This window comes from Hymenobacter algoricola, from assembly GCF_039539525.1.
In the GTDB taxonomy this organism is placed as follows: domain Bacteria; phylum Bacteroidota; class Bacteroidia; order Cytophagales; family Hymenobacteraceae; genus Hymenobacter; species Hymenobacter algoricola.
Genome location: NZ_BAABDH010000098.1, coordinates 15,447 through 34,986 on the forward strand (window position 1 = coordinate 15,447; position 19,540 = coordinate 34,986).

General features: G+C 64.2%; 17 protein-coding genes and 1 pseudogene. 11 read left to right on the top strand and 7 right to left on the bottom strand.

Features of this window, described 5'->3' with window-relative positions:
* Window positions 1–78: 78 nt before the first annotated feature.
* On the top strand, window positions 79–969 hold the full coding sequence (locus tag ABD842_RS15125; RefSeq protein ID WP_345115654.1) for a transglutaminase-like domain-containing protein: 891 nt from the start codon (window positions 79–81) through the stop codon (window positions 967–969).
* 218 nt (window positions 970–1,187) lie between these two features.
* On the opposite strand, the gene ABD842_RS15130 is transcribed toward ABD842_RS15125, so the two are convergent.
* A complete protein-coding gene (locus ABD842_RS15130) occupies window positions 1,188–1,787 on the bottom strand; it encodes a redoxin domain-containing protein (protein WP_345115657.1) in 600 nt (199 codons plus the stop codon).
* A 13-nt stretch (window positions 1,788–1,800) separates the two neighbouring features.
* A complete protein-coding gene (locus ABD842_RS15135) occupies window positions 1,801–2,469 on the bottom strand; it encodes a 4'-phosphopantetheinyl transferase superfamily protein (RefSeq protein WP_345115660.1) in 669 nt (222 codons plus the stop codon).
* 110 nt (window positions 2,470–2,579) lie between these two features.
* On the opposite strand from ABD842_RS15135, the gene ABD842_RS15140 reads away from it, so the two are divergent.
* The 8 genes and pseudogenes from ABD842_RS15140 to ABD842_RS15170 all read left to right on the top strand — a co-directional run bounded on the left by ABD842_RS15140 (window position 2,580) and on the right by ABD842_RS15170 (window position 11,697).
* Window positions 2,580–3,521, top strand: coding sequence for a WD40 repeat domain-containing protein (locus ABD842_RS15140; protein ID WP_345115663.1), 942 nt, complete (start codon window positions 2,580–2,582; stop codon window positions 3,519–3,521).
* A 125-nt stretch (window positions 3,522–3,646) separates the two neighbouring features.
* A complete protein-coding gene (locus ABD842_RS15145; protein ID WP_345115666.1) occupies window positions 3,647–4,702 on the top strand; it encodes a DivIVA domain-containing protein in 1,056 nt (351 codons plus the stop codon).
* A 152-nt stretch (window positions 4,703–4,854) separates the two neighbouring features.
* Complete coding sequence (gene folB / locus ABD842_RS15150; protein ID WP_345115668.1) at window positions 4,855–5,223, top strand: dihydroneopterin aldolase; 369 nt, start codon at window positions 4,855–4,857, stop codon at window positions 5,221–5,223.
* Between the two features lie 156 nt (window positions 5,224–5,379).
* Window positions 5,380–5,802, top strand: coding sequence for a BlaI/MecI/CopY family transcriptional regulator (locus ABD842_RS15155; protein ID WP_345115671.1), 423 nt, complete (start codon window positions 5,380–5,382; stop codon window positions 5,800–5,802).
* Complete coding sequence (locus ABD842_RS15160; protein ID WP_345115673.1) at window positions 5,789–8,383, top strand: M56 family metallopeptidase; 2,595 nt, start codon at window positions 5,789–5,791, stop codon at window positions 8,381–8,383. The genes ABD842_RS15155 and ABD842_RS15160 overlap by 14 nt, the downstream gene beginning before the upstream one ends.
* A gap of 135 nt (window positions 8,384–8,518) precedes the next feature.
* Entirely contained in the window at window positions 8,519–11,083 is a 2,565-nt protein-coding gene (locus ABD842_RS15165; RefSeq protein ID WP_345115676.1) for a DUF5916 domain-containing protein, read from the top strand.
* Between the two features lie 52 nt (window positions 11,084–11,135).
* Window positions 11,136–11,288, top strand: a pseudogene (locus ABD842_RS21260) (hypothetical protein); the annotation flags it as partial.
* A gap of 10 nt (window positions 11,289–11,298) precedes the next feature.
* Window positions 11,299–11,697: a VOC family protein gene (locus ABD842_RS15170; protein WP_345115679.1), complete on the top strand. Its 399-nt coding sequence runs from the start codon at window positions 11,299–11,301 to the stop codon at window positions 11,695–11,697.
* Between the two features lie 16 nt (window positions 11,698–11,713).
* Here ABD842_RS15170 and meaB read toward each other — a convergent pair whose 3' ends face one another.
* Window positions 11,714–12,691 carry a methylmalonyl Co-A mutase-associated GTPase MeaB gene (gene meaB, locus ABD842_RS15175; RefSeq protein ID WP_345115682.1) on the bottom strand — a complete coding sequence of 326 codons (978 nt, stop codon included), beginning with the start codon at window positions 12,689–12,691 and terminating at the stop codon, window positions 11,714–11,716.
* A 145-nt stretch (window positions 12,692–12,836) separates the two neighbouring features.
* Here meaB and ABD842_RS15180 point away from each other — a divergent pair, with 145 nt between their 5' ends.
* Window positions 12,837–14,222, top strand: coding sequence for a DUF5723 family protein (locus ABD842_RS15180; RefSeq protein WP_345115684.1), 1,386 nt, complete (start codon window positions 12,837–12,839; stop codon window positions 14,220–14,222).
* A gap of 282 nt (window positions 14,223–14,504) precedes the next feature.
* Here the strand turns inward: ABD842_RS15180 and ABD842_RS15185 are convergent, their stop codons facing one another.
* The 4 genes from ABD842_RS15185 to ABD842_RS15200 all read right to left on the bottom strand — a co-directional run bounded on the left by ABD842_RS15185 (window position 14,505) and on the right by ABD842_RS15200 (window position 18,121).
* Window positions 14,505–15,608: a TolB-like translocation protein gene (locus ABD842_RS15185; RefSeq protein WP_345115687.1), complete on the bottom strand. Its 1,104-nt coding sequence runs from the start codon at window positions 15,606–15,608 to the stop codon at window positions 14,505–14,507.
* 104 nt (window positions 15,609–15,712) lie between these two features.
* A complete protein-coding gene (locus tag ABD842_RS15190) occupies window positions 15,713–16,732 on the bottom strand; it encodes a hypothetical protein (RefSeq protein WP_345115690.1) in 1,020 nt (339 codons plus the stop codon).
* 88 nt (window positions 16,733–16,820) lie between these two features.
* The gene (locus ABD842_RS15195) at window positions 16,821–17,360 is read right to left on the bottom strand and encodes an NUDIX hydrolase (RefSeq protein ID WP_345115692.1); all 540 of its coding nucleotides are present in this window, start codon (window positions 17,358–17,360) and stop codon (window positions 16,821–16,823) included.
* A 20-nt stretch (window positions 17,361–17,380) separates the two neighbouring features.
* Window positions 17,381–18,121: a L,D-transpeptidase family protein gene (locus tag ABD842_RS15200; protein ID WP_345115694.1), complete on the bottom strand. Its 741-nt coding sequence runs from the start codon at window positions 18,119–18,121 to the stop codon at window positions 17,381–17,383.
* A gap of 161 nt (window positions 18,122–18,282) precedes the next feature.
* Between ABD842_RS15200 and ABD842_RS15205 the strand changes: the two genes are divergently transcribed.
* Window positions 18,283–19,443: an NAD(P)/FAD-dependent oxidoreductase gene (locus ABD842_RS15205; RefSeq protein WP_345115696.1), complete on the top strand. Its 1,161-nt coding sequence runs from the start codon at window positions 18,283–18,285 to the stop codon at window positions 19,441–19,443.
* Window positions 19,444–19,540 lie beyond the last annotated feature (97 nt).

A 19,540-nucleotide genomic window follows, 5' to 3' on the forward strand; every position in this document is an offset into this window, starting at 1 on the left:
GGGCTGATGCCCTACCGGTAGGCCAGCAGGGGAGAAGTGCCGGGTAAGAATGGAATGCAGAATTGGACACCCAAGTGAATGACGAATAAAGAAATCAAAGCCCTTATTTCCCTGCTCGACGACCCGGAAATTGCGCCCCAGATTCAGGGCAAGATTGAGTCGTTGGGCGAGAGTATCATTCCGTTTCTGGAAGAGTCGTGGGAGGAAAGCCTCGACCCGCAGCAGCAGCAGCGCCTCGAAGACCTGATTCACAACCTGCAGTTTGAAGGGCTGCAGCAGCGCCTGCGCGTGTGGCGCGACTCGGGTGGCGAGAACCTGCTCGAAGGCATGTGGCTGCTCAATTCCTATCAGTACCCCGACGCCGACCTGCAGGCCCTGAGCCGGGCCATTGAGCAGCTGCGCTTCGAGGTCTGGACCCTGCTGCGCCCCGACATGCACCCCGCCGACCAGGTGCAGGCCCTGAACTACGTGCTGTTTCGCACCCATAAGTTTTCGGCCAACACCCAGAACTTTCACTCGCCGGCCAACTCCATGCTGCACCTGGTGCTCGAAACCCGGCGCGGCAACCCGCTCACGCTGTGCGTGATTTACCTGCTGGTGGCCCAGCGGCTGAATCTGCCCATCTTCGGCGTGAACCTGCCCAACCTCTTCGTGCTCACCTTTCAGCCCGACGACCTGGCCGTGCTGCCGTTTTACATCAACTGCTACAACCGCGGCCTGATCTTGTCGCGCACCGACATTGAGCACTACGTGGGCCAGCTGAACCTGTCGCAGAACGATATTTTCTACGAGCCCTGCACCCACCTCGACATCGTGCGCCGCGCCCTGCGCAACCTGATGATGAGCTTCGAGAAAATGCAGGAGCCCGGCAAGTCCGCCGAAGTCGGCAAGCTGCTGGCCATCCTCACCGACGACGTAAACCCCACCGACGCCCCGCCCCAGGAAAACGACGGCGCCGGCGACGAGTAGCCGGGGCCTGTCATTACGAGCATGCTGCGTATAAAGCAGAGCCGAAGCAGTCCGGCCTGTGAAATGGGCTAAGCTCCTTTGCAACAGAAAGCCCTGACGTTGGAAGGCGTCAGGGCTTTCTGCGTCAACAGCAGGCTGCTTCTTGTCCGGGACGGATTGACGCCGTTTGATGCGCGGAATGGCTTACGCCTCGCACTGACAGCCCCGGGCAAGGCCAGCTAGAATTTCTTGATCAGACACCCGGCGGCCCGCTTATCGGTTACGCCGGCGGGCTTGCCGGCCAGGATGTTGTCCAGGGCCAGGGCCAGGTACTGCTCCTTCACGTAGCTTTCCACCTGGGCGTTGTCGTCGATGGCGCCTTTGTAGCGGACAACGAAACCGTTGCCGGCGGGCACCAGCAGGAAGGCTTCCGGGGTTTTGGTGGCCCCGAGCAGCGTGCTGGCCTTGTGGTCTTCGTCGGTGAGGTAAGCCAGCTCCGTGCCGGTGGTCTTGACCTTCAGCTTCTCCACGTCGGTTTCGGCGCTGGCTTCCAGGTTGATGGGGGCATTGATAAACAGGAATTCCACGCCCCGGCTGCCGTAGCGGCTTTTAAGCTCGTTCAGACGATTCTGGTAGAGCTTCGAAAACGCGCAGGTCGGGTTCACAAACACCACGACCACGGCCTTGCTCTTGGCGTAGCTGCTCAGCGACACGTCCGCGTTGGCCGCCGTCTTCAGCGTGAAGTCGCCGACGGTGCTCTGGGCGCGGGCCGTCGTAACGGCCAGGGCACCAAAAAGCAGAACGGCAGCGGCGATAATCGAGATGCGGCGAAAGGTCATGCGCGGGGGAAAGTCAGTGGGAAAGGGAGGGAGCATCGGGCTCGAAACAGTGCGTAAGTACGTAATTCGGGCCCAGAAGCTGGTACTGGATCTGGTGTTGGCTGCGGAAGTTTTCTGTGAGCAAGTGTCCCGTCAACACACCTGCCTTCCGCAGCCCAAACGGGTTGAGCTGAATTTGCTCCTTGAACACCAGGCCCCGGCGACTGTGCAGCTTGTAGAGCGTCTCCTTGGCACTCCAATAGAGACTGTTTTTCGCAGTGTCGTCGCCGGCGTCGGCCCGCTCGGTTTCCGATAAAAACCTGGGAGCCAACTTTTGAGCTTTGGCCCGCACTAGTTCAATATCTGTGCCAGCCCGGCCGCGCGCGGCCACCACCCCCGCCACCCACTCGCCCGAGTGCGACAAGGACACGGCGTATTCGGGCAGCTGCTCGAAGAACGGCCGGCCGTTCGGGTCGTTGCGCAGCAGCGCCGGCGTAGCCGTCAGCTCGGCCAGCAGCGCGTGGGCCAGGGCCCGGCCGGCCAGCCACTGCCGCGCGCGGGTCTCGTCGCGGCCGGCGGGCTGCAGCGGGGCATAAAGCGCGGCCTGGGGCAGTAGCGCCAGCAAATCGGGCGGCAGGTCGGTGAGGTGCCAGAGTCCCAGCAGCGCATCGGGGGCAAGGGGCGTGATGGTGTGCAGGGGCATGGGCGGGCGGAAAATCCGGGCACGAGGAAAGCACAAAGCAAGCAGATCGGGCCGGAACTCGGGTGAGCTGCGGATCCGGGCTTACCTTTCGGCCTCAATCACCGCCTGCCATGCCTCCGCTTCACCGCCCGCAGATTCATAAACTGGCCACCCTTACCGGCCACCGGGACTGCGTGTACGCCCTGACCGGCCACCCCGCCGCCCCCACGGTTTTCTCGGCCGGCGCCGATGGCTTCGTGGTGGCCTGGAACACGGACAGGCCCGAGCAGGACGGAGAATTGGTGGCGCGGGTTGAAAACTCGGTGTATGCCCTGCGCTACCTGCCGGCGCGGGACCTGCTGCTGATTGGCCATAATTTTCAGGGCCTGCAGGTTATTGCGCTGGCCGAAAAGCAGCTGCTCCACGCCGCGGCGCTGCCGCCCGCGGCCATCTTCGACATTCTGCATTCCCCGGCCCACCACCGCGTGTACGTGGCCCTCGGCGACGGCATGCTGGCCGTACTGCACGACGAGAGCTTCCGGGTGGAAAAGCTGCTGCGCCTGGCCGAAAAAAGCCTGCGCTGCCTGGCGCTGCACCCCGACCGCAACGAGCTGGCCATCGGCGGCAGCGACGCGCTGATCCGGGTGCTCGACGCCGATTCGCTGGCCCTGAAATATACCGTGGCGGGCTCCACCAACTCCGTTTTCACCGCCGCCTACTCGCCCGACGGCCGCTGGCTGCTCACGGCCGGCCGCGACGCCCACCTGCGGGTGTGGGACGTGGCTACCGGCTACCGGGAGCACCAAAGCATTGTCGCGCACCTGTTTGCCATCAACCACCTGGCGTACTCGCCCGACGGGCAGTTTCTGGCGACCTGCAGCATGGACAAATCCATCAAGCTCTGGGATGCCGAAAGCCTGCGCCTGCTGCGCGTGGCCGACAAGGCCCGGAGCGCCGGGCACGGCACCTCGGTAAACAAGTTATTTTGGTCGGGCCGGCATAATCGGGTAGTTTCGTGTAGCGACGACCGCAGCCTTGCGGTATGGGAGCTGGTTTTGGCAGGAGAAGTTTAGGAAATAGAAGCTACGTGTTAGCATATGGATGGAAAGACGCCAAGCATTTGGGGTTTCCGTTCCTACATCCCACTTCTTGTCGCTTCTGCTGCCACGCCCTGGCTTCTGACTTCTAGCTTCTTAAAATGAAAATTACTGCCCTCGATATCCGTCAGAAAACCTTTGAGAAAGCCTTTCGGGGGCTCAACAAAGAAGAAGTTGAAGCCTTTCTGATTACCCTCTCGCAGCAGTGGGAGCGTATGGGCGACGAAAGCCGGGAGCTACGCCTCAAGCTCGACCACGCCACCCAGGAGGTGAGCAAGATGCGCGAGGTGGAAACCAGCCTTTACCGTACGCTCAAAACGGCCGAAGATACCGGCAACAGCATCACCGAGCAGGCCCAGCGCGAGTCGGAGCTGCGCATCCGCGAGGCCCAGCTCAAGGCCGAGCAGATTTTGTCGGACGCCCGCCAGAAAGCCCGCACGGTGGTGGATGACGCCTACAAGCAGGCCGAAAAAACCATTGCCGAAATGCAGACCGAGGTGAACGGGCTGGGCCAGCAGTGCCAGGGCCTCGAAAATCAGCTCGAAGGCCTGGTGCGCGACCTGCAGCGCCTGGCTGCCGACTCGCTGGACAAAGTGGAAAAAGTGAAGGCCCGGCCGAAAGCCTCGGTGGCCGCCATCCTTTCGCGGGCCGCCAGCGTAAAGGTGACTCGACCTGATCCTTCACCCGAAACCGATTCTGCCATGTTCGTAAGCACTGCTTCCACTTCCTCCGCCGCGGCCGTAGCCGGCGCTTCGGCTGCCGCCCCCGGCGGGACTGCGGCCGACCAGCCGCGCCAGCCCATTGGCCCGCAGCCCGGCAGCTACAACCCCAAGCCCGGTCAGCAGCCCGACCCGCACCCGGAGCCCCAGCCCGGGCAGGAGCCCGACCGCGGGGCCCCGGCCCAGACGCCCGGCCCCGATATCCGGCCCAATCCGGCACCCAACGAAAACCCCGGTATATCGGACCCGGGGCGTATCTACCAGCCCGGCCCCGCCACGGTGCCCAACCCGGTAGAGCCCTACGTGGAGCCCGCGCGCCCCGATATCCAGCCCGTCGGCCCCAGCCACCCCGAAATTGCGCCGCCGTCGCCCGCCACGCACCCCGGCATGGCCGCGGCATCGGTGCCGGCGGAAAAGTCCTTCTTCGACGAAATCTAGCCGGAGCGTCCGGCGGCCAGTTTGGTGGTCCGGCTGTTATAGCCAAGAAGAAAACCTGCCTGACCGGGCGGGTTTTCTTTTATCCGGCTGCTGGCTGCTGGTACTGCGGCCGGCCTGGCATCACCCCAAAACATCAGCACACCACCACAACTATGGGTCAGATCGCACTGGAAGGAATGGAGTTTTTCGCGTTTCACGGCTACTACGACGAGGAGCAGAAAATCGGGAACAAGTACGGGGTTGACCTCTATATCAGCACTGACCTGCACGCGGCGGGCACCTCGGACAAGCTGCAGGAAACGGTGAACTACGAGGTGCTGTACCGGGTGGTGGCGGAGGAGATGCGCGCCCCGGCCCGGCTGCTGGAGCACGTGGGACACCGGGTGCTGGACCGGGTGCTGGGCGAGTTTCCGCACGTGCACTCGGTGAAGGTGCGGGTGTCGAAGTTCAACCCGCCGCTGGGCGGCATCTGCCGCCGGGCCCGGGTAACGCTGACGCGCAAGCGCGGAGTGCAACCATAAGGAAAAGTGTATGTCTCTTGAAAACCAGTCGGCTAAGACTGGTTTTTTGCTGTAGGAGTATTTATACGAAAATATTCGTAGGTAATATTTGGATGTACGACAGATTTCGTATATGTTTGATCTACGAAAAGTATCGTACCACTAAGCAGGCACAATATGAGTAAGTCCCCATTGCCCAAACCCACCGAATCAGAGCTGGAAATACTGCAGGTTCTCTGGCAGCAGGGCCCGGCTACCGTCCGGCTGGTCAACGATGAGCTGAGCCGTAAGCGCGACGTCGGCTACACCACCACCCTGAAGCTGCTGCAGCTCATGCTCGACAAGGGCCTGGTGCTGCGCGACGACGACAGCCGTACCCACGTGTACCGCGCCGCCGTGCGCGAAGAAGAAACCCAGGGTCTGCTGCTCGACCGGTTCGTGGATGCCGCCTTCGGGGGCTCGGCCATGAAGCTGGTACTGCAGGCCCTGGGCAACCGGCGCACCTCGAAGGAGGAGCTGCAGCAGATCCGCACGCTGCTCAACGACATGGAAAATCAGAAAGGCGAAACCGATAAAACGACTCCCGATGAACTGGCTTGAAAACGCACTATCCCCCGCGCTGGTGCGGGCTCTGGGTTGGACTCTGGTGCACTCGCTCTGGCAGGGTGCGGTGGTGGGGCTGGCTTTGGTCGGGCTGCTGCTGGTGCTGCGGCGCCACTCGGCGCAGGTCCGCTACAACGTGGCCTGCGTGGCCCTGGCTACCATGGTCGGGCTGGCCCTGGTGACGTTTGTGCGCCATTACTCCATCGCCCTGGCCAACCCGGCCGTGGTAGCCGCCGCCCCGCTGCCCGCGGCTTCGGCCGGCGTTTCTCCTGATTTTCTGCAAAGCTCGGCGGCGGCTACCGAAGCCGTGGTAACCGGCAGCGGGCCGTCGTGGCTGCAGTACTTTGATAACAACCTGCCGCTGATTGTGGCCGCGTGGCTGCTCGGGCTGCTGGCCATGACGCTGCGCCTGCTGGGCGGGCTGGCCTACGTGCAGCGGCTGCGGCACTACCGGGTGCAGCCGCTGAGCGCGCACTGGAACGAGCGGCTGGAAGTGCTGGCTGCCAAGGCCGGGCTCAAGCGCACCGTCACGCTGCTGGAATCGGCGCTGGTAAAGGCGCCCCTGGTGGCCGGCCACCTGAAGCCGGTGATTCTGCTGCCCCTGGGCACGGTGCTGGGCCTCACCCAGCTGCAGCTGGAAGCCATTCTGGCCCATGAGCTGGCCCACATTGCCCGCCGCGACTACCTGATGAACATCCTGCAGTCGGTAGCGGAAATCCTGTTTTTCTACCACCCGGCCGCCTGGTTTATTACTGCCAGCCTGCGTACGGAACGCGAAAACTGCTGCGACGACGAAGCCACCGCCATCTGCGGCGACCCGCTCACGCTGGCCCGCGCTTTGGCCGCCCTGGCGGAAATGGGCCACGACGTGACGCCCGTGCCCCGGCTGGCGTTGTCGGCCGTCGGCACCGATGGCTCTCTGCTGGGCCGCATCAAGCGGCTGGTGCAGCGGCGGGCCGCGCCCACGTTTTCCGAAGGCGTAATGGCCGCGCTGGTCGTGATGGGCGGCCTCGTGCTGCTGGGCCTTACCGCCGCCGTATCGATGGCCAGCCCGCGGCCCTGGGCCGACCAGGCCCAGGCCGAACTGGCCGGCCTGGTAACGGCCGCCGACAACACGCTCTGGCTGCACAGCCTCGAAGCCATGCACCAGGACACGCTGCCGCCCCTGCCGGCGGCCGGGGCTCCGCGGAGCGTAGCGCAAGGCGACGACAAGGACAAGGACAAGAAGAAGCGCAAGTACAAGGACCGGGACGGCAACCAGCACGTAGTAATCGTGCGCAACGATGAGCAGGACGGCCCCGGGCGCTACGGCCGCGGCAGTGATGGTACCGTGATTGTGAAGCGCGACAAGAAAGGCCGGGCCACCGAAATCATCGTGGATGGCCGCCGCATCGACCTGCAGGAAGAAAACAAGAAGGCGAAGGGGGGCAGCACCGAAATCATCCGGCTGCCGGCGGCCCGCCGCGCCGACAGCCGCCGCAGCCGCCACACCGACAGCAACGAGGACTTTGCCTTCAGCTTCAACGATGGCTCGGGCAACTACGGGATGACGTTCAAGGACCGGGAGGCATTCCGGATGGCCTTGCCCAAGTTCAACCTCGACCTGGATCTGACGATGGACGAAGCCCGGGGCAGTGCCCGCGGGGCCGCCAAAACCTACGTGTCGCGCAATGGCAGCCGGGTGGAGGTCCGCAGCGGCCGGAATGTGCAGATAATCGACCCGGAGAAAATTCGGCAGCAGGCGCTGCAAGATGCGGAACGCTCGATTCGGGAAGCTATGCGGACCGAAAAGGATGAGCAGGCGCGCGAAAAGCTGCAGGAAGAGCTCGACCGCCTGCAGGAGCGCCGCGACGAGCTGCGGGAGCAGCGGCAGCAGCGGGAGGAAGCCCGCCGCGAGCTGGACGACGAGGACCGCCAGCGCGATGAAGAGCGGCGGCAGCGCGACGAGGAATACCGCCAGCGCGACGAGGAGCGGCGGCAGCGGGATGAGGAACGCCGGCAGCGCGACGAAGTGCGCCGCCGCGGCGACGAGCAGGTGGTGCGCCAGCTGCGCGCCGACGGCCTGCTGGCCGACGCCGACAACTACCAGTTCAGCCTCAACTCCAAAGACATGGTAGTGAACGGCAAAAAGCAGCCGGCCGCCGTGCGCGACAAATACCTGAAGCTGGTGGAAGAGCAGAGCGGCCGCAAGCTGACGGCCAGCAGTACCTACGGCATCACCCGCAATACCAACTCGACGACGACCACGGGGCCTACGCCCCCCCGGCCGCCGCAGCTGCCCCGCGCCCCGCAGGCTCCGCGGCCTCCGCGGGCACCCCGGACTCCCCAGGTGCTGCGCGTGCCGGCCCCGCCGATGCCCCCGCGCGAACCCGCAGCTGACTCCAACCTTATCGGCGACCAGCTGCGCAAAGACGGCCTCATTGGAAAGGACGACAGAGCCTATCAGCTGCAACTGAACCAGGCGGGCATGAGCGTGAATGGGCAGAAGCAACCGGAGGAAGTGGCGAAAAAATACCGGGAGCTGCTGAACCATGCCGACGACAAGAATTTCAACCTCAACATCTCCGTTTCGGAGTAGTCGGGAGGGGTGAAAAAGGCGGCTTGCGCGGAGCAGGTCGCCCTTTTTTTGCCCAATCCGGCCATTTTGAGCAACCCTTGGCGGGTTTGCGCCATCTGTTTAGCTACCTCCCTCACCCGGTCTTTCTACTAGAATATGCGCCTACGAGTCCTATTTACCTGTCTGCTTGGACTGTTTGCCACCCTGGCCCGCGCCCAGGACGCGCCGCCCCCGGCCCCACCGGCGACGACCGCCAGCGCCGCGCCCAAGCGCCAGCTCTCGGCCCTGCGCATCACCGAGCCCATCAAGCTCGATGCCCAGCTCGACGAGGCCGTGTGGCAGCAGGCCGCTATTGCTACCGATTTTATCCAGAACCGGCCCAATCCCGGCCCGCACGAAAAGCACCCTACCGAAGTGCGCATCCTCTACGATGATGCCAACCTCTACATCGGGGCCGTGATGCACGACGTATCGCCGGACTCCATTTTGCGCGAGCTGACCCCGCGCGACGAGTTCGGCAACACTGACTTTATCGGGGTCTTTTTCGATACCTATCAGGATAAGCTCAACGGCTACGGGTTCTTCGTGACCACCGGCGGCGTGCAGATGGATGCCCGCTACTCGCCCGCCAGCGGCGAAGATTTCAACTGGAACGCCGTCTGGGACTCGCGCACGGCCATTCGGGGCACCGACTGGATTGCCGAAATCCGGATTCCGTACTCGGCCATTCGCTTCAGCAGCCAGCCCGAGCAGCTCTGGGGCCTGAACTTTATGCGCCAGCGCAAAAAGGAAAACCAGGCCTTCTTCTGGAATGAGGTGCAGCCCCAGGTCGATGGTTTCGTGAACCAGTGGGGCACGCTCAACGGCGTGCGCGACGTGCAGCCCCCGCTGCGCCTGTCGCTCACGCCCTACATTTCCAGCTACGTCAATCATAATCCGCTCAGTGCCGACGGCACGCGCCGCACCACCAGCTTCAATGGTGGGGCCGACGTGAAGTGGGGCCTCAACGAGAGCTTCACGCTGGATGCCACGCTGGTGCCCGACTTCGGGCAGGTGCAGAGCGACAACCAGGTGCTCAACCTCTCGCCGTTTGAGGTGCAGTTCAACGAAAACCGGCAGTTTTTCACCGAGGGCACCGAGCTGTTCACCAAAGGCAACCTGTTTTACTCCCGCCGGGTAGGGGCCACGCCCATCGGGTTCTACGATGTGGCCGTGGGCGACAAGGAGAAGCTGGTGCGCAACCCTGGCGAAACCCGCCTGCTGAACGCCACCAAAGTATCGGGCCGCACCAGCAAGGGGCTGGGGGTGGGGGTGTTCAATGCCCTCAGCAACAACGTGTACGCCACCGTGCGCGATACGGAATCGGGAGCCGAGCGGGAGGTGCTCACCCAGCCGTTCAGCAACTACAGCATCGTGGTGCTGGACCAGAGCCTGAAGAACAACTCCTACGTCTCGCTCATCAATACCAACGTGACGCGGGCCGGCCGCACCTACGATGCCAACGTGACGGGCGGCCTGTTTCGCTTCGCCGACAAGAAAAACCGCTACGCCCTCAGCGGCCAGGCCAACTACTCCCGCCGCCGCGGCAACACGTTTGGCTCCGATACGGTCCGGATCGATAACCGCGACGGCTACAAGTACAGCCTGGACGTGAGCAAAATCAGCGGCAACTTCACCTACGGCGCGTCGCACGGCATCGAGTCCGATACCTACGACCCCAACGACCTGGGTATCCTGTTCAGCAACAACTCCATTTCGCAGGGACTTTATGGCAACTACAACATCTTCAAGCCTTTCTGGAAGGTGAACCGGTTCAACAGCTTTTTTGGCCTGAACCACAACCTGCTCTACCAGCCCACCGCTTTCCAGAGCGTGAATTTCTACGGCGGCTTCAACACCACCTTCACCAAGAACTTCCTAAGCACGGGCCTCAATATCAACGTTGACCCGCGCAACCGCGACTATTTTGAGCCCCGCAAACAGCCGCTGGGCAAGTACTATGTGCTGACACCGGGCAGCTCCTACCTGGGCGGCTACATCTCCACTGACTACCGTAAAAAGCTGGCGCTGGATCTGAACGGTGTTATTCGGCCCTACGCCCTCGATACGCGCCTGCCGGAACGGCCGCGCCGCATGAACTACAACTTTTCCGTCTCGCCCCGCTACCGCGTCAACAACAAGCTCAACTTCCGCTACTCCGCCGACTGGAGCCTGCGCCAAAATCAGATTGGCTTCGTCAACGGCGGCCTGAACAGCCGGGAGCCGCTCGATACAGCCCTCATTGGGCAGCTGGGTGATAATGTGCTGCTGGGCCGGCGGCAGGTGGTCACGGTGAGCAATGTGCTATCGGCGGCCTACACGTTTACCAACCGCATGTCGCTCACCGTGCGCACGCGCCACTACACCAGCACCGTGCGCTACCAGGACTTTGCCATGCTGCGGCCCGGCGGCACCGAGGAGCCCGTGGCCTACCGCCGCAACCGCGACAATACCTACAACGCCTTTAACATAGATGCGGTGTACTCGTGGTGGTTTGCGCCCGGCTCACAGGTCAGCATCGTCTGGAAAAACGCCGGCACCAATTTCCTGCAGGCCAACGAAGCCACCCCGCTCTACTTCGAGAACCTGAACAACACCATCAACACGCCGCACAACAACAATGTGAGCATCAAAATCCTGTACTACCTCGATTACCTGACGCTGCGTCCGCACCGGGGGTAGCTTCTGCCGCGCCTAGTAAATGACTTGCCCGTAAGTTGCCGACAAGCCCGCCGACCTGGGCTACTTCCTGGGCTACCAGATCTGCAAAGCCTACTGCGAGGAGATGGCCGACCAGCAGCGGGCCGTCCACGACATTCTCACCATCACCGACTATGCGGCCTTTCTGACCAAGAGCCGCTACGCCGAAAAGCTGGCCCGACGCTAACCCTGACTGTATGCTGACTCACCTGGGCGCCCTCAGCCTGCTCGTGCGCGATTACGACGAAGCCCTGACGTACTATATTGGCAAGCTCGGCTTCATCCTGCTCGAAGACACCGACCAGGGCGGCGGCCGACGCTGGGTAGTTATTGCACCCGCACCCGCCGCCGCGACCCGGCTGGTGCTAGCCCGGGCCGACACGCCCGAACAGGAAGCCGCCGTCGGCAGCCAAGGCGGAGGCCGCGTCTGGCTGTTTCTGCACACCGACGACTTTGCTCACGACTACGCCCGCCTGCGGGCCCGGGGTGTCGAGTTTGTGGAGGAGCCCCGTCACGAAAGCTACGGCTCCGTGGTTGTGTTCCGGGATCTGTACGGCAACAAGTGGGACCTGCTGGAGCCGAGCCAGCCGGGCTGAAAGAGGGCCGGAGGTCTTACAGCCCCAGCAATTCCTCGGCCGCCCCGAAGGCCGACTTGGCGCCGGCCCGGACCTGCGCCTGCACCGCGGCCAGCTGGCGCGCTACTTCGGGGCGGGCATAAAACCGCTCTTCCAGCGCCTGCCGGATGGTTTCGTGGAGCCAGTGCAGGTTCTGCTCCTGGCGGCGCTGCCCGAAGTAGCCGCTGGCCTGGGTTTGCTGGCGGTACTGCTCCACCACCTGCCACACCTCGGCCACGCCCGCGCCCGTCACGGCCGAGCTGACCGTCACCTGCGGACTCCAGCCGCTGGGAGCCAGTGGGAACAGGTGCAGGGCGTTCTGGTACTCGCGGCGGGCCAGGCGGGCCGCGGTTTCGTTGCCGCCGTCGGCCTTGGTGATGGTCACCGCGTCGGCCATTTCCATGATGCCCTTCTTGATGCCCTGCAGCTCGTCGCCAGCCCCGGCCAGCATCAGCAGCAGGAAAAAGTCGACCATGCCGTGCACGGCGGTTTCGCTCTGACCCACGCCCACGGTTTCCACAAAGATGACGTCGAAGCCGGCGGCCTCGCACAGCAGCATGGCCTCGCGGGTGCTGCGCGTGACGCCGCCCAGGCTGCGGCCGGCGGGGGAAGGGCGGATGTAGGCCCCGGGGTGGGCCGCCAGCAGGTTCATGCGGGTTTTGTCGCCCAGAATGCTGCCGCCGCTGCGCTGGGAGCTGGGGTCGACGGCCAGCACGGCCAGCTTGTGGGCCTGCTCATTCACCAGATGCATGCCCAGGGCTTCAATAAAGGTGCTTTTGCCCACGCCCGGCACGCCCGTGATGCCCACCCGCACCGAGCGGCCCGCGTGGGGCAGCACCGCGTCGAGCACCTGCTGGGCCAGGGCCTGGTCGGCGGGCAGCGTGCTTTCGACCAGCGTAATGGCCTGGCTCAGGCGCACCCGGTTGCCGCTGAGGATGCCGTCGGTGTACTGGGAAGCGGAAAAGCGGCGGGCCATCGGGTAAAGTCGGAGCGGAGCAGGAAATTTTGCCTGCCTAAGGATTATTGAACGCGCAAACTACCTCATAATAGTACATTTGAAAAACTGTCTTGTTTTCAGCCCCGCCGTTCGGTTCTACTGCTACCTGCTCATGTCTTCCGTTTTGAAACGTTCCCTGCTCGCTGCCTGCCTTGCCGTGCCTACGCTGGGCTGGGCGCAGAATGAACTCAGCAACTTCACCGCCACCGGCCGCGGCGGCGTGGCCACCACCTTCGCCACCGACTATCAGGCCATTGGCATCAACCCCGGCAACCTGGGCCGGGTGGGCGGGGCCCGATTCGCTTTTACCATCGGCGAGTTTGGGGCCGGCATCGGGTCGCAGGCCCTTACGCGCACCCAGCTCAACAAGATTGTCTACCAGGCCGACGAAAAGCTCAGCCTCGCCGACAAGCAGGAGCTGGCCCGCACGTTCACCTCCGACAATGCCCTGAACGTGAACGTGGACGCCACCACCTTCGGACTGGCGGTGGCCGTGCCGGGCCTGGGCAGCATCGCCATCAGCAACCGGCAGCGCATTTCCAGCCACGTGGCCCTGAATAAAAACGCGGCCGAAATTGCCTTCCTGGGCAAAGACGCGCCTATTTTTCAGAACTACAGCATCCAGACCTCACCGCTGGTGTCGGAGGCGCTCGACGGCACCGAGATACAGATGGCCTGGCTCAACGAGTTCAACGTGGCCCTGGGCACCCGCCTGCTCGACCTGCCCCTGGTGCAGCTGTCGGGTGGGGTCGGCTACCGCTACATTCAGGGCGTGGGCATCGTGGATACGCGCGTGGCCGATGGCAAGGTGGAAGCGTACGGGTCCATGTCGCCGCTGTTCAATATCAACTACGGCGCCCTGGTCAACAACCCCTCGTTTAACCTGCGCGAAAAAGCCAGCGGCCTGCAGCCGGTGGGCGAGGGCCACGGCTTCGACCTGGGCCTGGCCCTGGAAGCGGGCAAAAAGCTGCGCCTGGGGCTAGCCGTGACGGACCTTGGCAACATGAGCTGGGAAGGCAACCTGGTGACGGCCAACGACCAGAAGCTCAAGCGCCTGCGCTCCAGCGGCATCGACAGCTACAACTTCTTCGAGGAAGCGGCCGAAATCTTCTCCGCCGGCTCCGACAGCCTGTTTCAGTACCAGCCCAGCGCCACCCGCAAGGCCGCGCTGCCCACCAAGCTGCGCGCCGGCGCCGGCCTGCGCGTCAGCGAGTATTTCGAAACTGGCCTCGACGTGACGCTGCCCCTGAACACGGTAGCGGGCAATATTTCCGCGCCGTTCGTGGGCCTGGGCGTCGATTACAAGCCCGTGCGCTGGCTGCGGCTGAGCAGCGGCGTATCGGCCGGGGCGGGCTACAACGTGAGCGTGCCGCTGGGCCTCACGCTCACCACCGGCATCTACGAGGCCGGCATCAGCACCCGCGACGTGGCCGGCCTGCTCTCGTCCGAGAATCCCTACCTGTCGATGGCCGCGGGCTTCCTGCGGTTTAAGTTTGGCAAGGTAGAGTAGGCCTCACCCCCGGCCCCTCTCCGAAGGGAGAGGGGAACCTGACGATTCCGGGTGGCGCAGCCTCGTCGGCTCTTGCCTCCGAGGCTGCCCGACTAAAAATTACTGTCATCCTGAGCAGCGCGAAGGACCTGCCTGCTTTAGCTCAGCAGCTTTGTGAAATACAAAAAGTCCTTCTCCCTGGCGTGGAAAAGGACTTTTTGCTTTGCAAGGAGCTTTGCAGCGCTTAGGAGGCAGGTTCTTCGCTGCGCTCAGGATGACACGTTGGTGGTGCTGTTGGCTGACCTACCGCACAAAAATCGGGAGGCCCAGCTTGCTGCGGCGGCCGCCGAGCTTGAGGCCGTCGTCTGCGTACTTGCAGGCCAGGCCCGCGGCGTTCGGGTTCTGAATCACGCCCAGAAACGGGTTATCCTCGCGGGCCACGTAGATGCGGCCGTCGTTGCCGAGCTGCAGGGCGCCGATTTTGCGGTTGGCGGAAGTGCCGATCCTGACGGCCGTGGGCTTTTTCGGGGTCAGGTCAAACTGCCAGATTTCGGCCTGCCCGCCGCCTTTGCCATTGCAGGTGCCGTACACTTTGGTGCCGTCGGGTGAGAATTCCACGCCGTAGGCTTCCTCGTAGGTGCCAAACGACTTCGGGTTGCTGACCTTGCCGGTGGCCGCGTCGAAGTCGAAGACCTCAAACTTGTTGCTTTCGCGCCAGATGGAGGTAGCCAGCTTTTTGCCGTCGGCGGAAAACTTGATGGCGCCGATGGCGTTGCGGCCGGGGCCGGCGTTCATGCTGCCCACGTTGCTCAGAATCGGCTTGGTTTCCACGCCCTCGGCCGTGACGAGGTAGGCCACGAAGGCGTTGGAGTTCCAGCGGTGGCCGATAACCCAGACGTCGCGGCCGTTTTTGTGCTTCACGGCAGCCAGCTTCTCGGCCACGGGCGTGATGAGCAGCATATTGGCCCGGGGTACGTCGCCGAAGCCGTCCTCGCGGGTCATGTCGACCACGGAGTAGCGCATGCCGTTGCTGGTGCCCTGGGGCGCGGTGGTGAAGACGTAGAACACGTTGCCGCTGCCCGGGTCGGGCACAATCAGGGCGCTCTGGGAGCTGGACTTGCTGCCCATCAGGCTTTTGCCGTTCAGCATCACCTCGTGCTTGCGGTTGTACACCACTTCGCCGTTGGTATAGAACAGCAGCTGGCCCTGCTGGTTGGTGGCTACGGCCGAGCCTTCGTAGGTGGTCAGCTTGCCGTCGAGCAGGGGTGTGGGGGCGGCCGTGCCCGTGAAGCGCAGACCGGCCTGCTGGCCGAAGTACCAGATGGACTGCTCAGCCTGGGCCCGGGCCGAATCGGGGCGCAGGGCGCAGGTCAGGAGCAGGGCGGCGAAGAAGGAAAGTCTTTTCATAACAGCAGTAAGCCGGTGAGGAAGTGGCAATCTACCACCGGTAGAAGCAGCCAAACGCAATTTCGTGCCAGAATGATGCGGGAGAAGCCTGGGGCGCCGGCCAATCAGATAGCCCGGGGCAGATTCAGCGCCTGCATGAATTCGGCCGGCTTATCCACGTACAGGGCCAGCTGCCGGGTAGTTTTGCGCAGGCCGTAAGGGCCCAGTGCCGTTATGGCGTGGTGGCAGCTGAGCAGCACGTTGGGCGGCGTGATGAGCTGCTGGGCCAGATTCAGCACCCCTTCGGGTAGCGGCTCCGCATCGCGCCAGGGCTCGGCGGCGGCCAGGGCGGCCAGGGGCAGGTCGAAGTTCCAGACCAACCCGACACGGATGCGCAGCGTGGTTGCGGTGAGCAGCAGCGGCCGTTGCCGCACCGCCTGCAGGTGCCCCAGTAAAAACCCCGTACCATACACGCTCAGGCCCAGCAGCCAGTAGGCCACCACCGGACTCCAGCGCATCACCAGCAGGTGCACGCCGCCCATCTCGGCCACCGAAACCAGCAGCAGTGTGCCCATGATGGCGGTGAAAGCCGATTCGCGGTGCATCGAGAAAGCCGGCTGCGCTGCCGCCGCCGCCGGCTTGAGCCACCCCAGCAGGCCGTAGCGCACCATAGCGGCCTCACTGACCAAAAAAGGCAGGGGATGACCAAAAACTGCCCGGAAGCTGGCGGCCAGATTCAGCAGAAAATCCGTCTCGATGGCGGCGGCCAGGCGGTAGTGGTGCACCAGGCGGCGCAGACGCACCACCAGCACTACCAACAGCGCCGGCTCGGCCAGCAGCAGCGCCTTGCGGAACCAGCCCAGGTACAGCTGTTGCGCCGGGGGCAAAATCCCGGCGGCGACCACCAGCGCCAGCCCAAAAACGCCTGCCACTGTGGTCCAACCCACCTTGTAGCGCCGCACGATGAACAGGTAGTACAACACCGGCAGCCCCACCACCAGGTCCACCGTTACGGCAAAAGGCAGGCCCGGCGTGGTAGTAAAGCGTGCGAGGCGCGTAATAGTCAGCTCCCCAGCCAGCAGCAGCAGGGTGAGGACGATAAAGTAATAAAGCGGCTTGCGGGTAATGATAGGGGGCGCAGTCATGAAGCAGAACTAGGGGGAAGTCGGCGTACTGCCTGCAAGGACGACTCTAAAAGCGGGCTGGGCAATGAATAGCCGCTTTTTCTGCCCGCTAAACTTCCCACTCGCCGGCCAGCAGCCGTGGCAGCAGGGGCCGCAGAATCCGGTAGCTGGCGCCCCAGAGCTGGTGCGGCCCTACCCGCAGAAACGATATCGGCGCGGGCTGCGTCCAGCCCGCCAGCTGCCAGTCTTCCTGCCCGTAGGTGGCCGGATCAGCCAGATGGCGCAGACTTACTTCGAGCACCTCGGCAATTTCTCCCGCCTGAAACTGCCACCTCGGCGGCGGGCTGATGCGGGCCAGAAACGGGGTAATGCGGAAGCCGGTGGTGAAGGTCTGGATTTCGGGCAGCGCGGCCAGCACCCGGATGCTGGCCGCGCCCAGGCCTACTTCCTCCCGGGTTTCGCGCAGGGCCGTGGCCAGCAGGGTTTCGTCGTCGGGGTCGCGCTTGCCGCCCGGAAACGCCAGCTGCCCGCCGTGCACGCCCCGCTCGCCGCGGCGCACCAGCACTACCCGCAGCTCCCCGGCCGCGTCGCGGAACACGGGTACCAGCACGGCCGATTCACGCAGCAAGGGAGCAGGGGAGGAGTTCATACGGCCAAAATAAGCTCCGTCTACGGCATGGCGTACGCGCCGTTGGCCGGCGCGGCGGCCGGCGCCGGGCAGCGGTGCTGCTCAAAGTAGGCGTAGCCGGCCTGCAGGCTCTGCCAGAAGGAGTAGTGGCGGTGCTGCCGGTAGCGGGCCAGCATTGCCTGATTCAGCTCAAAGGGGAAAATATGCACCGGAATTTCCTGCTGCCCGGCCGCGCGGGCTTCCACCAGCAGCACGTACAGCTCCTCAATCAGCGCGTCGGTGATGGGCACGCAGCCGATGGTGACGTCGGAGCCGTGGATGAAAATGTCGCCGCCCGGCTTCGGGTTGCCCAGGGTCCGGTCGGCGGCGTTGGGGTAGTCCAGGCCCAGCGAGAGGTGGTAGAGGCTGCTGGGGTTGAAGCGGTTGATGGTGTAGAAGCCCTCCGGCACCTGCCGGTCGCCTTCCTGCCGCTTGGGACCCAGGCTGCCCGAGCAGGCCGCAATGGGGTAGGTGCGCAGCAGCTCAAACCCGGCCGCGCCCTGGTTGCGCCCCCACACTTCCACCTTGCGCCCCACTTTGAACACCCGCACAAATACCTCCAGCCGGCTGGGGTCGATGTGGTGGCGGAGCAGCAGCAGGCGCAGGCCTGGCCAAGTGCGCCTGTAAGCGGCCCGCACCCGCGGAAACTGCTGCTGCTGGTCGCGGAATGGAGTAGGATTCGACTGGGCGGTGCAGGCCCCGATAAGGCCGGCCAGCGCAAGGGCCAGCAGTACGATCTTCATAGAAACGCCGTAGGATCAGGGCCCAGATCAGGCCGGGAGCCGTGGTAACGGCCGAAATAAAGAATATGGTATATAGATGCTATTGCCAGCCCTGCCCCGGCAGCGGTGCCAAAGCCGGCCGGAGCCGTTACCTTTGACCGCTGCCCGTTTTATCCCGTCCCGTGCCCCACTCCGCCCCGCTGTCCTACGACGTAATCCTGATTGGCGCCGGCCCGGCCGGAGCAGCCTGCGCCCTGGCCCTGCGCCACAGCGGCCTGCGCGTAGCGCTGCTCGACAAGGCTCGGTTTCCGCGGGATAAGGTCTGCGGCGACGCCATTCCCGGGCCGGCGCTGAAGGCCCTGCGCAAGCTTTCGGAAACGTTTTACGAGGAGCTGCGCGCCCTGCAGCCCCGGGCCGACACCCAGACCAGCCGTCTGGTGGCCCCCGACGGCGGCGAGGCCCGGGTGCAGTGGCAGCTGCCCACTTTCAGCAGCCCCCGCCAGCACTTCGACCACCACCTGCTAAACCTGGTGCGCCGCCACACGAGCACCGTCATTCTGGAAAACTACGCCGTGCGCGACGTGCACACCGATGCCCACCACGCTACCGTGCTGCCCGCCGACGGCAGCGCCCCGCTCACCGCCGCCCTGGTTATCGGCTGCGACGGCGCCAATTCGGTAGCGGCCCGCAAGCTGCTGCCCCGGCCCGTCGACCGCAACTACAACTGCGCCGCCGTGCGGGCCTACTACCGCGGCATCCAGGGCACCGACGAGCAAACCACCGAGTTCTTCTTTCTGAAGGAATACCTGGCCGGCTACCTCTGGATTTTTCCCGTCGGCGACGGCACCTGCAACGTGGGCTTCGGGATGGTGTCGGACCAGATTGCGGCCGGGCAGGTCAACCTGCGCGACACGATGCTGGAGCTGCTGGGCCGGCACCCCGAGCTGGCCCCGCGCTTCGCCCGGGCCGAGCAGCTCACGCCGGTGGTGGGCTTTGGCCTGCCCCTGGGCGGCACGCCCCGCCCCATCAGCGGCCCGCGCTTCCTGCTCTGCGGCGACGCCGCTTCGCTCATCGACCCGCTGCAGGGCCACGGTATCGACACGGCTATCGAAAGCGGAATTCTGGCCGCGGCGCAGGTGCAGCGCTGCTTTGCCAAGCAGGAGTTCGGCGCCGCCTTCGTGCAGCAGTACGACCGGGAGGTGGAGGAGAATATCGGGCGCAAGCTCACCCGCAGCTACCGGCTGATGCGGTTTTTTGCCGACAAACCCTGGGTGGTAAACGCCGGCTTTCGGGTGGCCCGGCAGCCGCTGGTAAAAAAATGGCTGCTGAAGCTCGTTGGCTAGGTGTATAGTCCCAGGGAGAGAAGGTGTATTTTCCGGGCTGGAATTTCGTACACACTTATGGGACAAATACTCCACGGCAGCGCCCGCACAACTTCGG

Bases quoted from the DNA above. Each gene is read 5' to 3' on its own strand.
- ABD842_RS15190 (WP_345115690.1), bottom strand. From the start codon at position 16,732: ATGACTGCGCCCCCTATCATTACCCGCAAGCCGCTTTATTACTTTATC.
- meaB (WP_345115682.1), bottom strand. From the start codon at position 12,691: ATGGCCCGCCGCTTTTCCGCTTCCCAGTACACCGACGGCATCCTCAGC.
- ABD842_RS15160 (WP_345115673.1), top strand. From the start codon at position 5,789: ATGAACTGGCTTGAAAACGCACTATCCCCCGCGCTGGTGCGGGCTCTG.
- ABD842_RS15165 (WP_345115676.1), top strand. From the start codon at position 8,519: ATGCGCCTACGAGTCCTATTTACCTGTCTGCTTGGACTGTTTGCCACC.
- ABD842_RS15195 (WP_345115692.1), bottom strand. From the start codon at position 17,360: ATGAACTCCTCCCCTGCTCCCTTGCTGCGTGAATCGGCCGTGCTGGTA.
- ABD842_RS15200 (WP_345115694.1), bottom strand. From the start codon at position 18,121: ATGAAGATCGTACTGCTGGCCCTTGCGCTGGCCGGCCTTATCGGGGCC.
- ABD842_RS15140 (WP_345115663.1), top strand. From the start codon at position 2,580: ATGCCTCCGCTTCACCGCCCGCAGATTCATAAACTGGCCACCCTTACC.
- ABD842_RS15170 (WP_345115679.1), top strand. From the start codon at position 11,299: ATGCTGACTCACCTGGGCGCCCTCAGCCTGCTCGTGCGCGATTACGAC.
- ABD842_RS15135 (WP_345115660.1), bottom strand. From the start codon at position 2,469: ATGCCCCTGCACACCATCACGCCCCTTGCCCCCGATGCGCTGCTGGGA.
- ABD842_RS15125 (WP_345115654.1), top strand. From the start codon at position 79: ATGACGAATAAAGAAATCAAAGCCCTTATTTCCCTGCTCGACGACCCG.
- ABD842_RS15130 (WP_345115657.1), bottom strand. From the start codon at position 1,787: ATGACCTTTCGCCGCATCTCGATTATCGCCGCTGCCGTTCTGCTTTTT.
- ABD842_RS15185 (WP_345115687.1), bottom strand. From the start codon at position 15,608: ATGAAAAGACTTTCCTTCTTCGCCGCCCTGCTCCTGACCTGCGCCCTG.
- folB (WP_345115668.1), top strand. From the start codon at position 4,855: ATGGGTCAGATCGCACTGGAAGGAATGGAGTTTTTCGCGTTTCACGGC.
- ABD842_RS15145 (WP_345115666.1), top strand. From the start codon at position 3,647: ATGAAAATTACTGCCCTCGATATCCGTCAGAAAACCTTTGAGAAAGCC.
- ABD842_RS15155 (WP_345115671.1), top strand. From the start codon at position 5,380: ATGAGTAAGTCCCCATTGCCCAAACCCACCGAATCAGAGCTGGAAATA.